This is a genomic window from Sphingomonas rustica (assembly GCF_039652585.1).
GTDB classification, from domain to species: domain Bacteria; phylum Pseudomonadota; class Alphaproteobacteria; order Sphingomonadales; family Sphingomonadaceae; genus Sphingomonas; species Sphingomonas rustica.
The window spans coordinates 69307-82035 of sequence record NZ_JBDIZK010000013.1 but is presented as its reverse complement, the minus strand read 5'-3'; the positions used below and the strand labels follow the sequence as shown (position 1 = coordinate 82035).

At 67.8% G+C, this 12729-nt stretch carries 14 protein-coding genes and 2 riboswitches; of the genes, 8 read left to right on the top strand and 6 right to left on the bottom strand.

The window, feature by feature from the left end; all coding sequences use genetic code 11:
* Together gcvT and TPR58_RS19295 are read right to left on the bottom strand one after the other, a co-directional pair.
* The gene (gcvT, locus tag TPR58_RS19300) at positions 1-1188 is read right to left on the bottom strand and encodes a glycine cleavage system aminomethyltransferase GcvT (RefSeq protein WP_346248384.1); all 1188 of its coding nucleotides are present in this window, start codon (positions 1186-1188) and stop codon (positions 1-3) included.
* A gap of 68 nt (positions 1189-1256) precedes the next feature.
* A riboswitch (glycine riboswitch) is annotated at positions 1257-1364 on the bottom strand.
* Positions 1365-1457: riboswitch (glycine riboswitch) on the bottom strand.
* Between the two features lie 84 nt (positions 1458-1541).
* Positions 1542-2189 (bottom strand): hypothetical protein, encoded by a 648-nt coding sequence (locus TPR58_RS19295; RefSeq protein WP_346248383.1) that lies wholly within the window; start codon positions 2187-2189, stop codon positions 1542-1544.
* Positions 2190-2299: 110 nt separating this feature from the next.
* On the opposite strand from TPR58_RS19295, the gene ispH reads away from it, so the two are divergent.
* Genes ispH through rnhA form a run of 3 tightly spaced genes read left to right on the top strand, consistent with a single transcriptional unit; the run spans position 2300 to position 4647 of the window.
* Complete coding sequence (ispH, locus tag TPR58_RS19290) at positions 2300-3250, top strand: 4-hydroxy-3-methylbut-2-enyl diphosphate reductase (protein ID WP_346248382.1); 951 nt, start codon at positions 2300-2302, stop codon at positions 3248-3250.
* Between the two features lie 3 nt (positions 3251-3253).
* Positions 3254-4210, top strand: a complete 957-nt coding sequence (thrB, locus tag TPR58_RS19285) for a homoserine kinase (RefSeq protein WP_346248381.1) — start codon at positions 3254-3256, stop codon at positions 4208-4210.
* Positions 4207-4647 (top strand): ribonuclease HI, encoded by a 441-nt coding sequence (gene rnhA, locus TPR58_RS19280; RefSeq protein WP_346248380.1) that lies wholly within the window; start codon positions 4207-4209, stop codon positions 4645-4647. The genes thrB and rnhA overlap by 4 nt, the downstream gene beginning before the upstream one ends.
* A 23-nt stretch (positions 4648-4670) precedes the next feature.
* On the opposite strand, the gene TPR58_RS19275 is transcribed toward rnhA, so the two are convergent.
* The 4 genes from TPR58_RS19275 to TPR58_RS19260 form a co-directional block, all read right to left on the bottom strand.
* Entirely contained in the window at positions 4671-5084 is a 414-nt protein-coding gene (locus tag TPR58_RS19275; RefSeq protein ID WP_346248379.1) for an acyl-CoA thioesterase, read from the bottom strand.
* 131 nt (positions 5085-5215) lie between these two features.
* The gene (locus TPR58_RS19270; RefSeq protein WP_110148959.1) at positions 5216-5386 is read right to left on the bottom strand and encodes a YegP family protein; all 171 of its coding nucleotides are present in this window, start codon (positions 5384-5386) and stop codon (positions 5216-5218) included.
* A 31-nt stretch (positions 5387-5417) separates the two neighbouring features.
* The gene (locus TPR58_RS19265) at positions 5418-6500 is read right to left on the bottom strand and encodes an NAD(P)/FAD-dependent oxidoreductase (protein ID WP_346248378.1); all 1083 of its coding nucleotides are present in this window, start codon (positions 6498-6500) and stop codon (positions 5418-5420) included.
* Positions 6497-7444 carry an alpha/beta fold hydrolase gene (locus TPR58_RS19260; protein ID WP_346248377.1) on the bottom strand — a complete coding sequence of 316 codons (948 nt, stop codon included), beginning with the start codon at positions 7442-7444 and terminating at the stop codon, positions 6497-6499. Before TPR58_RS19260 ends, TPR58_RS19265 begins: the two co-directional genes overlap by 4 nt.
* A 49-nt stretch (positions 7445-7493) precedes the next feature.
* Here TPR58_RS19260 and TPR58_RS19255 point away from each other — a divergent pair, with 49 nt between their 5' ends.
* Genes TPR58_RS19255 through TPR58_RS19235 form a run of 5 tightly spaced genes read left to right on the top strand, consistent with a single transcriptional unit; the run spans position 7494 to position 12680 of the window.
* Positions 7494-7964 carry an A24 family peptidase gene (locus tag TPR58_RS19255; protein ID WP_346248376.1) on the top strand — a complete coding sequence of 157 codons (471 nt, stop codon included), beginning with the start codon at positions 7494-7496 and terminating at the stop codon, positions 7962-7964.
* Positions 7965-8013: 49 nt separating this feature from the next.
* Positions 8014-9063 carry a Flp pilus assembly protein CpaB gene (gene cpaB, locus TPR58_RS19250; RefSeq protein WP_346248375.1) on the top strand — a complete coding sequence of 350 codons (1050 nt, stop codon included), beginning with the start codon at positions 8014-8016 and terminating at the stop codon, positions 9061-9063.
* 1 nt (position 9064) lies between these two features.
* Positions 9065-10726 (top strand): type II and III secretion system protein family protein, encoded by a 1662-nt coding sequence (locus TPR58_RS19245; protein WP_346248374.1) that lies wholly within the window; start codon positions 9065-9067, stop codon positions 10724-10726.
* Positions 10727-10749: 23 nt separating this feature from the next.
* Entirely contained in the window at positions 10750-11382 is a 633-nt protein-coding gene (locus TPR58_RS19240) for a CpaD family pilus assembly protein (protein ID WP_346248373.1), read from the top strand.
* Positions 11379-12680, top strand: a complete 1302-nt coding sequence (locus TPR58_RS19235) for a CpaE/TadZ family protein (protein WP_346248372.1) — start codon at positions 11379-11381, stop codon at positions 12678-12680. The genes TPR58_RS19240 and TPR58_RS19235 overlap by 4 nt, the downstream gene beginning before the upstream one ends.
* The last annotated feature ends 49 nt before the right edge of the window (positions 12681-12729 follow it).

Here is a 12729-nt window from a genome sequence, read left to right as displayed (position 1 = left end):
TCAGGCTCCCTTTCGGACATAGCGGTGGGGGACGAAGGGCATCGGGACGACCTCCGCGTGATGGATCTTGCCGCGCTGCGCGAGCGTGACGCGCGTGCCCGGCGCGGCAAGCGCGGCGGGGACATAGGCCATCGCGATCGGCTTCTGCGCGGTGGGGGCGAAACCGCCGCTCGTCACCTTGCCGATCTCGCTGCCCTCGTCGTCGACCACGGTTGCGCCTTCGCGGACCGGCTGGCGACCCTCGACGACCAGGCCGACGCGCTTGAGGATCGCGCCCTGGTCGCGCTCGATCATGATCCGCTCGTGACCGGGAAAGCCGCCTTCCTCGCGGCGGCGCTTCGACAGCGCGAAGCCGAGATCGGCGGCGACCGGCGTGGTCTCCAGGTCCAGGTCGTGGCCATAGAGCGGCAGGCCCGCCTCGAGCCGCAGCGAATCGCGCGCGCCCAGGCCGATCGGCCTGACCTCGTCCTGCGCGACCAGCGCATCGGCGAACTCGGCCGCGACGTCGCCGGGCAGCGAGATCTCGAACCCGTCCTCGCCGGTATAGCCCGACCGGCTGACCCAGAGCGGATTGCCGTTCCAGTCGAACGCGGCGGCGGTCATGAACACCAGCTTTTCGACGCCGGGCAGGATGCGCGACAGCGCGGTCACCGCTTCGGGCCCCTGCAGCGCCAGCAGCGCCTGGTCCTCGAGATGGTTGATCGTCACCTCGTCCGCGAGGCCCTCGCGCAGCACGCCGAGGTCGTCCCACTTGGTCGCACCGTTGACGACCATATAGAGCGCGCCGCCATCGATCTCGAACGCATTGTCGGCGGGCAGGCGCGTGATCATCAGATCGTCATGGATGCCGCCATTGTCGGCCAGCAACAGCGAGTAGCGCATCCGCCCCTCGCCCAGTCCGACGATGTCGCCGGGCAACAGCGTCTCCAGCCCGGTGTCGAACGCCGCACCGCTGAACAGCAGCTGGCCCATATGGCTGACGTCGAACAGGCCCGCATGCTCGCGCGTCCAGAGATGCTCGGCCATGATGCCTTCATACTGGACGGGCATTTCATAGCCGGCGAACGGGACCATGCGGCCGCCGCGATCGCGGTGCCACCGATCGAGCGGAAGCGGCTGCAGCGCGATCTCGCCATCGGCGTCGTCGGGGCCGCCATCGGCGGTCTGATCCTGATTGTGCTGACTCATCAAGGCGCTCCGGAACTCGAGGGGAATTCGACGGATCCGGAACACGCAGTCGCCCGCGCCTTCGATCCGTCGCCCCCTCTGTCACGGGAACCTGAGAGCTTTCGCCCCTGCCGAAGACCGGCGCGGGCTTACCCCTTCGGTGGCCACCTCACCGAGGTGGCGCTTTCCAGAGTGTCCTGACGCGCGCGGTCCCTGATGCCTGAGAGATTCCGGGGCGGTTGCTCCTTCGGCGGAGGCAGTCGCCTGCCCCACTCTCCCTCGCGCGTCCGTCGCGGCGAACCGCTACAGACGGGCGCAGCCTTGGCCGCGCCCCTGAGTCGAGTCAACGGCCTTCGTCGGCCGTCAGCCCCCGATCAGCGCGTAACGTTGTACTTCAGCTGGTCCTCGGTCAGCTGGAAGCCCACCAGCGCCTCGAACGTGGCGGACTGAACCGACTGGCGGATCGCAGGATCGGCCAGCGGATCCATCGCTGCATCCTCCTGGCCCGCCTTGCGCTTGCGGGTCAGCCTCTCGCGCACATCGGCCGGAAGCGTGGCCGATGCCTTGGCGATCTGGGTGCTGCCGGCGCCCTTGGCGCTGGCGCGAAGCTGGCCGGCCTCGAAATGGACGGTCACCTGGGCGACGCGCTTCGCGACGACCGCGGATCCGCCGCGCACGACCGTGATGAAATAGGGAATGGTGATGTCGCGCGGGCCGTCGGCACTGGCGCGACGCGCCAGCACATCGAAAGTCACGTTGGTGACGACCTGATCGGTCGCATAGTCGCAGGTCGACTGGACGTTGGTCATCGTCGCGACCACATCGATTGCCTGCGCCTCACGGCTCGCAGGCGGATTGAAGGTCGTGATGTCCCCCGTACCCGCCGGAATTGCGACATGCGGGCAAGGCGAGCGCAACGTGGTGATGCCGACTCCGCCCACGGCATCGATCTCACCGGTACGGCTGCAGCCCGCGAGCAGGGCAATGGCGGCGAGGGGAAGGACGATCCTTGCAGGCGACACGGGCAACCTTTCAAAACAGTCGAGCCGGCGGCAGTATCGCCCCGGCCCGAAACGCGCGGCACCATAGGAAGCGCCTTCCGCCGGTGCAAGCAATCGCGTAGGGACGGGCCATGTCCGGAATAAGGCCGCCCCTGAACCTCCTCATCGCCGCCCCGCGCGGCTTCTGCGCCGGCGTCGACCGCGCGATTCGCATCGTCGAGCTGGCGATCGAGAAATATGGCGCGCCGGTCTATGTCCGGCACGAGATCGTCCATAACAAGTTCGTCGTCGACACGCTGAAGGCGAAGGGCGCGATCTTCGTCGACGAACTCGACGAAGTGCCCGACGACGCGCCGGTCGTCTTCTCCGCGCATGGCGTGCCCAAGGCGGTGCCGGCAAAGGCGGCCGAGCGCGGCCTGTCCTATCTCGACGCGACCTGCCCACTCGTCTCCAAGGTCCATCGTCAGGCGGAGCGGCTGGTCAACCAGGGCAGGCATATCCTGTTCATCGGCCATGCCGGCCACCCCGAGGTGATCGGCACCTTCGGCCAGGTGCCCGAAGGCGCGATGACGCTGATCGAGACGGTCGAGGATGCCGAGACGGTCAATCCGGCCGATCCGTCGAACCTCGCCTTCCTGACGCAGACGACGCTGTCGGTGGACGACACCGCTGCGGTCCTCGATGCGCTGAAGCGCCGTTTCCCGGAAATCCTGGCGCCCGGCCCCGACGACATCTGCTACGCGACCTCGAACCGTCAGGGCGCGGTCAAGGCGATTGCGCCGATGGTCGACCTGGTCCTGGTGATCGGCGCGCCCAACTCGTCGAACTCGCTGCGGCTGGTCGAGGTGTCCAAGCGTTCCGGCACTCCGGCGAAGCTGGTCCAGAGGGCGGCCGACCTGGACTTCGCCTGGCTGGAGAACATCAAGTCGGTCGGGATCACCGCGGGCGCCTCCGCCCCCGAACTGCTGGTGCGCGAACTGGTGGACCGGATCGGCGAGCGGTTCGAGATCACCGAGCGCGAAGTCGAGACGGTCGAGGAAACGGTGGTCTTCAAGCTGCCACGCGGGCTCGAAGCGGCCTGACGCATGGCGGTCTACACGCAGGTTTCGGCGGAAGCGCTCTCGGCGTTTCTCGCACGGTTCGACGTCGGCGCCCTCGTCTCAGCCAAGGGCATCGCCGAGGGGGTCGAGAATTCCAACTATCTGGTCGACACCACCGACGCGCGCTTCATCCTGACGCTGTACGAAAAGCGGGTCGCCGCCGATGACCTGCCCTATTTCATGGCACTGCTCGACCATCTGGCGAACGCGGGCAACCCGGTCCCGCCGGCGATCCCCGATCGCGACGGCCGCCTGATCCACGAGCTGGAAGGGCGTCCCGCCTGCCTGATCCAGTTCCTGTCGGGCGTGTCGGTGACCCGGCCGACCCCGACCCAGGCCCGCGCCGCGGCCGAGGCGATGGGCCGGATGCATGCGAGCCTCTCCGGTTTTTCGCTGGACCGACCGAACTCGATGGGCGTCGAGACCTGGGCGGACCAGCTTGCCCGTTGCGGCCGCGACCTGGACGGGATCGAGGCCGGCCTTTTCGACCGGCTTTCCTCTGCGCTGGACCGGATCCTGTCGCGCTGGCCGCGCCATCTGGCGACCAGCGCGATCCACGCCGATCTGTTTCCCGACAATGTGCTGATGCTGGACGACCGGGTCACCGGGCTGATCGACTTCTATTTCGCCTGCACCGACATCCGCGCCTATGACGTCGCGGTCATGCACGGCGCCTGGGCATTCGACGGCACCGGTCGCGTGCACGATGCGGAGGTCGGCGACGCCTTGCTCGCGGGCTATCAGTCCAGCTTCGGCCTGTCCGACGACGAACGGGCGGCGCTGCCGATCCTGGCCGAGGGCGCGGCGCTGCGCTTCCTGCTCAGTCGCGCCTGGGACTGGCTCAATACCCCCGCCGACGCGATGGTGACGCGCAAGGACCCGCTCGCCTATCTGCGCCGGCTGGACTTCTACCAGACCCATGGAGCGACGATCTTCGCATGACCGAATTACAGCATGTCGAGATCGCAACCGACGGCGCGTGCAAGGGCAATCCCGGCCGCGGCGGCTGGGGCGTCGTGCTGCGCACCGGCGGGGTCGAGAAGGAATTGTCGGGCGGCGAGCGCGAGACGACCAACAATCGCATGGAGCTGATGGCGGCGATCGAGGGCCTGAACGCGCTCAAGCGCCCCTGCCGGGTGACGCTGTCGACCGACAGCCGCTATGTCATGGACGGACTCACCAAGTGGATCCATGGCTGGCTGAAGAATGGCTGGAAGACGGCGGATCGCAAGCCGGTCAAGAATGCCGATCTCTGGCAGAAGCTGCTGGACGCCGCCAAGCCGCACCGCGTCGAGTGGAAATGGGTGAAGGGCCATGCCGGCCACCCCGACAATGAACGCGCCGACCGACTCGCGAGCGACGCGGCACTGGCTCAATAGGGCCGGCTCGGCCGGCCGCCGGATCAGGCCTCGGCCGGCTTCACGAAGAAGCGGTCGATCACGTCGCGCGCCAGCCGCGCCGGGCGCAGTGTTTCCGCATCGACGCAGCACCAGCTCGACTTCACCTCGGCCAGCACTTCGGAGCCGCGGGTGATCACCGTCTCGTAGAAGGCACGCGCGCCCTGTACGCGCTCGAGCAGAACCGTCGCGACCACGTCATCGTCCAGAAAAGCGGGCCGGCGATAGGTGATCTCGTGCTTCAGCGCGACCCACAGATGCTGCGCCACAGCCTCGACCGGGGCAAGCGCCTGCCAGTGGCTGATCACTGCGGCCTGCACCCATTTCAGATAGCTGGCATTGTTCACATGCCCCATGAAATCGATATCGTCGGCAGCGACGTCGATTGGAAAGTCGTAAGGCTGGGCATGGCTGGTCATCGTGCGCAGTCCTAGCATGACGGGCACGTAAAGGCGAGGAAAACCGCGAAAATCCGCGGTTTGCGAAAGGGCGTCTGCCGTAGCGTCAGACCATCCGACCGCCGCGCGCGGTCAGCGGACGATCTGCCGCGTCACCCCTCGACGGCTGCGCCGGGACCGTTCTTCAATATCGATTCGATCGCATTCTGGGCGCCGGCTTTCGAGGCATAGCCCTCGGTCCAGAATATCGTCTCGCTGTTATATTTGAACTTGGCGACATACTCGCCTGCCTTGTTCTGCTCGATCACGAACTTGTGCGCCATGACCCACTCCCGTGGCTAAGGAGCCGCATTCTTACCGCATGAACCGGTCGGGTGCATAGCGATCCGCGTCGATATGCGCGACCGCGTCGGCGGGCTGCCGGCCCAGCAGCAACGCCGCCGCCAGCATCGCCGCGGCGGCCGAGGTCTGAATGCCGAAGCCCCCCTGCCCCGCGCACCAGAAGAAGCCCGGAACTGCCGGATCGAAGCCATAGACCGGCAGTCGGTCGGGCGCGAAGCTGCGCAAGCCGGCCCAGCGATGCTCGACCCGCTCGACCCGCCAATCAACGCACCGTTCGAACCGGTCGATCGCGATCGCGACATCGATCTCCTCGGGCTGGGCATCGCACGGGTCGGTCGCGGTCTCGTCATGCGGGCTCAGCCACAGCCGCCCGCCCGGCTCGGGCTTGAAGTAGAACTCGCCGCCAATGTGCCCGACATGGGTCAGGTCCGCGGGCGGCGCGGGATCGGTCTTCAACTGAACCATCGTGCGGCGATAGGGCTGGATCCCGAGCGGCGCGACGCCCGCGACGCGAGCGATGGAGTCCGCCCAGGCGCCGGCGGCATCGACAACGACATCGGCCGCGATCGGACCGGCGCGCGTTTCGATTCGCCAGCTTCCCGCCGCGCGCCCGATCGCCGCGACGCCGGCGCCAAGTCGAAGCTCGGCACCCGCGCGCCTGGCGGTCGCCAGATAGCCCGCATGGAGTCCCGCCACGTCGATATAGGCGACGTTCGGCTCGAACGCGCACCATCGCCATTCGTCGCGAAGCCCCGGGATGCGCTCGCGCGGATCGACATCCTCCAGCACCACCCCGCTGTCCGCGAACTCGGCAAGATAGGCGTCGATCAAGCCGCGCTCGTCGCGGCGGGCGATGTGATGCGAACCGAGCGGCTGGAGGAAGGGGCGAAGCGCCGGCCCCGACGCACTGGTCAGCGGCTGGACGTGCGGTCCGCCATAGGTTTCCGACCAATAAGCGGCCGAGCGCCCGGTCGAATGATAGCCGGGCTGGTCCTCAGCCTCGAGAATGACGACGCGGGCATGCGGCGCCAGCTCGGCCGCGAGACTGGCGCCAGCGATGCCTCCGCCGATGATCGCGATGTCGACTCGGTTCAACGCGGCTGTGCTCGCGCCTGAAGGAAACCGTCGATCTCGCCCATGGCTCGGTCGCGAACTGCGTCGCCTTCGCGCAGCAGTTCGTGCGCGGCTTCCTTGCCGAATCGGACGACCCGGACATCCGGCAGCGACGGCGCGATCGCCAGTGCCGATCTGGGCTCGACCAGCCCGTCGGCATCGGCGACCAGCATCAGTGTCGGGACCCGCATCTCCCCCAGCTTGGGCGAGGCCCGCAGTTCGCGCATCGACCGGAACGCCTCGATCACCCAGCGCCAGCTGGGCGGGCCGGTTACGGTGTCCGGATTGGCCAGCTGCCAGAACAGCTCGTCCTCGTATCGCGCACGATCATGGGTCAGCAGCGCGGCGCGCGTTTCGGTGGTGTAGGGCTTTTCATTGCCGCGCCAGGCGGGTCGCGAATCGTCCCCGGCCCCGCCCATCAGCCGCGCCAGCCGTTCCCCCATCGCCTGGCCGAACGGGCTTTTCACGCCCAGCATCGGGGCGATCAGCACCGCCGCATCGGGATGCACCGCGCCCTCCACCAGGGCGCGCAACAGGATATGTCCGCCCATCGAATGGCCCATCGCGACATGGGGGCCGGGCGTCGCCGCCTGCCACTCGTCGTAGAAGGCGCGCAGATCCCCGACGAACGCGCCGAAATCCTCAATATGGCCGCAATTTCCGGCGGCGCTCAGCCTGCCCGACCCGCCCTGGCCGCGCCAGTCGAACGAGGTGATCGACCATCCCTGATCATGCCAGTGGCCGAAAGCCTCCAGATATTTCTCGAACACGTCGCCGCGCCCGCCCTGGAACAGGATCGAGCCGCGCGGCTGCGGCACCTCGGCAGCCCAGGAGAAGACCCGCAGCGCCCAGCGGTCCGGCGCGCTCCACTGATGGATCTGCGCGCGTGGGGGAATCGCGCGACGGTCGTACGGAGAAACACTCATGCGCCGTGGTTACGTTTTGGAAAGCCGGTCCGTCTAGGGACTTGGCGGCATGGGGGATCTCTCAGCCACCTTTCCGCTGGTCGCGCTCGGCCTGCTCCTGGTTTCCGCGGGGGTCGAGGACGCGCGAACACGCGAGATCGCCAACTGGAAAAACCTCGCGATCGCGCTGATCGCGCCGCTCTGGTGGTGGCATCAGGGCCTGGCGCTCTGGCCCGACATCGCGATGCAGGTCGGGCTGGCCGGTATCGTCTTCGCCTTCTTCCTGGCGGCCTACGGGGTCGGCCAGATGGGCGGCGGCGACGTCAAGATGATCGGCGCACTCGCGCTGTGGCTGCCGCTGCAACCACTGCTGTGGATGCTGATCCTGATGTCGCTGCTGGGCGGGGTGCTGACGCTGGTCATGCTGGGCGAGAAATGGCTGCGCAAGAAGGGCGAGCCGCTGGAGATTCCGTACGGCGTGGCCATCGCGATCGCCACCCTCCTCGTCCTTCGCGAACCGATCATTAACCAATTTGCGTGAGAGTCGGGATCGGAAACATCCGATCCGGTCTGGTGGGAACTGAAGCGTCATGGATGCACGGAAGATCATTCTACTCGTCGGGGCGCTGATCGTCGCCGCGATCACAGCGTTCATGGCGCGATCGATGGTGCTCGGCTCGTCTTCTCCGGAAGCCGGCGCTGCGCCGGTGGTCAACGGCCAGCCCCAGCCTGCGCAGAACACCGTGCAGGTGCTGGTCGCGACCCGCGCCCTGCCAGTCGGCACGATCCTCGATCCCGAGGCGATGAAATTCGTCCCTTGGCCCAAGGACCTGATCGAAGGCGCCTATTACCAGCAGGGCGAGGTCGACCTGAAATCACTGAACGGAACCGTGGTCCGCTTCGCCATTCCGGCGGGCCAGCCGCTGACGCAGGGCGCACTCGTCAAGCCCGGCGATCGAGGCTTCCTTGCCGCCGCACTCGGACCCGGCATGCGCGCCGTGACCGTCCCGGTCGATGCCAAGGGATCGGTCGCGGGCTTCGTCTTTCCGGGCGACCGCGTCGACCTGATCCTGACCCAGGAAGTCGCCGGCGGCGGCGACGGACCGTCGCTGAAGGCCGCCGAGACGGTGCTGCGCAATGTCCGCGTTCTGGCGACCGACCAGCGGACCGACAAGCAGACCGACGAGAAGGGCAACACCGTCGTCACGACCTATTCGACCGTGACGATCGAGGCGACGCCCAAGATCGCCGAGGAAATCGCCGTCGCCCAGACGGTCGGCACCATCTCGCTGTCGCTTCGATCGATCGCCGACAATCAGGGCGAACTCGAGGAGGCAATCGCCAATGGCGATGTCGACGTGCCCGAGAATGGCGACGCCAAGGGCGAAAAGGCGATGCTGGCGCGCGTGGCCGCTCGTCCCAGCGCCGGTGCCGGCAGCGTCTCGACCGGTGCCGATGTGTCCCGGTTCCAGCGCCGCACCGTGCCCGGCAAGGCCAGGGACGACCGCGGCGATTCCGCGCCGCCGGCCACCGGCCAGACAAATTATCCGGGTGCCGCGGCGCCCGTCGCGCAGGGCCCGGTGGTCAAGGTGTCGCGCGGCAACAGCGTGACCGTGGTACCGGTCGGGGGGAAGAATTAAGATGCGCAGTTACAAGCCGTTGCGGCTGACGATCGCGATGCTGGCGGCAGCCGCCGGCATCGGCGGGATCGCCGCCCCCGCCGCCGCCCAGACGGTGTCGGCATCCGCCGGATCGCCCGTGATGCAGCTGAACACCGGTCGCGGGCGGCTGGTCCAGCTCGACGCCGCGATGTCCGACGTGTTCGTCGCCAACGAGCAGGTCGCCGACGTCCAGGTACGCTCACCCACCCAGCTCTATGTCTTCGGCAAGGGGCCGGGCGAGACGACCCTGTCGGTCACCAACAAGGCGGGCCGGGTGATCTACGCGGCGACGATCCGGGTCGGCAACAATATCGACTCGATCGATTCGATGCTGCGTCTCGCCATGCCCGAAGCCGAAGTCACCGCGACGCCGATGAACGGACTGGTGCTGCTGACCGGGACGGTGGCGAGCCCGGGCGACGCCGCCGAAGCCGAGCGGCTGGTCCAGGCGTTCGTGGGCGACCAGACCAAGATCGTCAGCCGCCTGCGCACCGCGACCCCGCTGCAGGTGATGCTGCAGGTTCGCTTTGCCGAGGTCAGCCGCAGCTTCATGAAGAATGTCGGCGTCAACCTGATGACCCGCGACAATGGCAGCGGCATCTCGATCGGCGTCGGATCGGGCACGCGCAGCAATTTCGGGACGATCGGAAAGATCGACACGACCGGGCTTCCCGTCCTCGACGCCTCGTCCAAATTCGGCTTTCCGGCAGGTACGATCGCGCTGCCGTTCGATCCGGCACGCGGCGACTTCGTCTATCCCGGTGGTGTCGCGAACACCGTCACCAAGAGTCCCAACCATTTCTCGACCCTTGGGATCGCCGGGCGATTGCTGGGCCTCGACGTGCTGTCGGCAATCGATCTGGGCGAGCGCATCGGCCAGGTGACCACGCTGGCCACGCCGAACCTGACCGCGCTTTCGGGGGAGACCGCGACCTTCCTGGCGGGCGGAGAGATTCCGATCCCGATCAGCCAGGGCCTGGGCGCCGTGTCGGTCGAGTACAAGCAATATGGCGTCAGCCTGGCCTTCACTCCGACGGTGATGTCCGACGGCCGCATCTCGCTGCGCGTCCGCCCCGAAGTGTCGCAGCTGTCCGAGGCAGGCGCGGTAACGATCGGCGGCGCGTCGATCCCCGCCCTCACCACCCGCCGCACCGAGACCAGCATCGAGCTGGGATCGGGCGAGAGCATGATGATCGCCGGCCTGGTCCAGAACACGCACAATAATGTGATCGACAAGGCACCGGGCCTTGGCGACGTGCCGGTGCTGGGTGCGCTGTTCCGCTCGAACGCGTTCCAGCGCAACGAGACCGAGCTGGTGATCGTGATCACCCCCTATCTGGTGAAGCCGGTCAATGGCAGCGAGATCCGCCTGCCAACCGACGGCTATCAGGCGCCGAACGATTTCGACCGCATCCTGGGCGGCCAGATCAGCGGCTCGTCCAAGACACCGGACCGGCCGAAGCCCAGCATGGCTGCTCCCGCCGGGGCGATCGGCTCGACCGACCTGCCCCCCGCCCCCGGCGCTCCGGCGCCACAACAGGCGATGACCGCGCCGCCGGCCACGCCGCGCGGTGACGATCGCGGTCTGCAATCCCGCAAATCCCGGACGGTGGCGACCGCCGCGCCGGGCTTCGGCCAGTGACTCAGCGTCCCAGGGAGATCTTCATGTCCAAGCGCATCGCCCTTCCCGCCCTTTTCGTCCCGGCACTGCTGCTGGGCGGGTGCGGCAGCCATAATGGCGGCATGGAATCGGTGTACCAGCCGGTTGTCCAGCGCAGCGATTACGTCCTCGACCTCCAGGCGCAGGGCTATGCCCTGGCCCCGGGCGAGGCCCAGCGCCTCGCCGGCTGGATGCAGGCGATGAACCTGCGTTACGGCGACCGCGTCGGGATCGACGATGGCGGCGACGGCGCGGTGGGCCGCGAAGAGGTTCGCGCCGCGGCAGGCCGCTATGGCCTGCTGCTGGCCGACCGTCCGCCGACCACCGTCGGCCAGGTCGCACCCGGCACGGTCCGCGTCGTCGTGACCCGCATGACGGCGTCCGTCCCGAACTGCCCCGATCGCGCGGGGAATGCTCAGCCCGACTTCAGCGCCAGCACGTCGTCCAACTATGGCTGCGCGGTCAATTCGAACCTCGCCGCGATGATCGCCGATCCCAACGACCTCGTCCGCGGTGCCCCCGGTTCGGCCACCAGCGATCCCGCCGCCGCCAGCAAGGCGATCAAGGTCTATCGCGATGCGCCGCCCACCGGCACCGGCGGGCTGAAAACCTCCGGCACGGGAGGCGGCACCAAGTGAACGCCCCCTTCAATCCGGGCCGTGTCGGCCAGCGTGATCCCTTCGTCGCCTTCGTCTGCGACGAGACGACGGCAGAGGCGCTGCGTCCGATCGCGGTCGAACTCGGCTGGAGCCCCGAAAAGGTCAACAAGGGCGGCCTGCGCAATGCGGTTCAGACGCTTTCGGTTTCGGCCAGCCCGCATGTCCTGTTCGTCGACCTGTCCGAATCGGGCGATCCGCTCAACGACATCAACGCGCTCGCCGAAGTCTGCGAACCCGGCACGGTGGTGATAGCGTCGGGCCAGGTCAACGACGTGCGGCTCTATCGCGACCTGCTGGCCAGCGGCCTGCAGGACTATCTGCTCAAGCCGCTGAACCCGGATGCGCTGCGCGACGCCTTCGCCCATGCCCAAGCCATGCTGAGCGCGCCGAAGGCGCCAGAGGCGGGATCGGACCGGCCGCATTGCGCGGTGGCGGTGATCGGCGCCCGCGGCGGCGTCGGCGCCTCGACCATCGCCACCTCGCTGTCGTGGCTGACCAGCGAGAAGCACAAGCGGGCGACCGCCTTGCTCGATCTCGACGTGCATTTCGGCACCGGGGCGCTCGCCCTCGATCTCGAGCCTGGCCGCGGCCTGACCGATGCGATCGAGAATCCCAGCCGCATCGACGGCCTGTTCATCGAACGGGCAATGGTGAAGGCGTCTGACCTGCTTGCGGTCCTGTCGGCCGAGGCACCGATCAACTCGCCGGTGCTCACCGACGGCGCCGCCTTCTATCAGCTGCAGGAGGAACTCCGCAGCGCGTTCGAGACGAGCGTGACCGATCTGCCGCGCAACATGCTGGTGCTTCATCCGCACCTGATCAGCGACGTCCAGGTCGCGGTGCTGGTGACCGATTTTACCCTGGCCGCGGCGCGCGACACGATCCGCATCCTCAGCTGGTTCCGCTCGAACGCGCCGCAGACCCAGGTGATCGTCGTCGCCAACAAGGTCCATCCCGCCGCCATGCTGGAGATCAGCCGCAAGGATTTCGAGGGGTCGATCGAGCGCAAGGTCGACTTCGTCCTTCCCTTCGACGCCAGGATCGCATCGCAATCGGCGAAACTGGGCAAGCCCTTCGCCGAGGCGGCGAAAGGCGCGAAGGCCTTCGCCGGGCTGGCCGAACTCGCCAATCGCGTCGCGGCGATCGCGGATGCCGGCGAGCGCGACGACGCCCCGGCCAAGGCCAGGTCGGTGCCGGGCAAGCCGGGTAGCAAGCCGCCGGGCAGCACCTCGCTGTTCGACCGGCTGAAGATCAGGGTCCCGCGCAAGGGCAAGTAATCGCCGTCGGGGCGGGCGGGTTGCCCGGCCCGCCACGGGCATCCTAATC

Coding starts and splice junctions, on each gene's coding strand:
- ispH (WP_346248382.1), top strand. CDS start 2,300: ATGTCCGGAATAAGGCCGCCCCTGAACCTCCTCATCGCCGCCCCGCGC.
- TPR58_RS19240 (WP_346248373.1), top strand. CDS start 10,750: ATGTCCAAGCGCATCGCCCTTCCCGCCCTTTTCGTCCCGGCACTGCTG.
- TPR58_RS19270 (WP_110148959.1), bottom strand. CDS start 5,386: ATGGCGCACAAGTTCGTGATCGAGCAGAACAAGGCAGGCGAGTATGTC.
- TPR58_RS19260 (WP_346248377.1), bottom strand. CDS start 7,444: ATGAGTGTTTCTCCGTACGACCGTCGCGCGATTCCCCCACGCGCGCAG.
- thrB (WP_346248381.1), top strand. CDS start 3,254: ATGGCGGTCTACACGCAGGTTTCGGCGGAAGCGCTCTCGGCGTTTCTC.
- TPR58_RS19245 (WP_346248374.1), top strand. CDS start 9,065: ATGCGCAGTTACAAGCCGTTGCGGCTGACGATCGCGATGCTGGCGGCA.
- TPR58_RS19275 (WP_346248379.1), bottom strand. CDS start 5,084: ATGACCAGCCATGCCCAGCCTTACGACTTTCCAATCGACGTCGCTGCC.
- gcvT (WP_346248384.1), bottom strand. CDS start 1,188: ATGAGTCAGCACAATCAGGATCAGACCGCCGATGGCGGCCCCGACGAC.
- cpaB (WP_346248375.1), top strand. CDS start 8,014: ATGGATGCACGGAAGATCATTCTACTCGTCGGGGCGCTGATCGTCGCC.
- TPR58_RS19255 (WP_346248376.1), top strand. CDS start 7,494: ATGGGGGATCTCTCAGCCACCTTTCCGCTGGTCGCGCTCGGCCTGCTC.
- rnhA (WP_346248380.1), top strand. CDS start 4,207: ATGACCGAATTACAGCATGTCGAGATCGCAACCGACGGCGCGTGCAAG.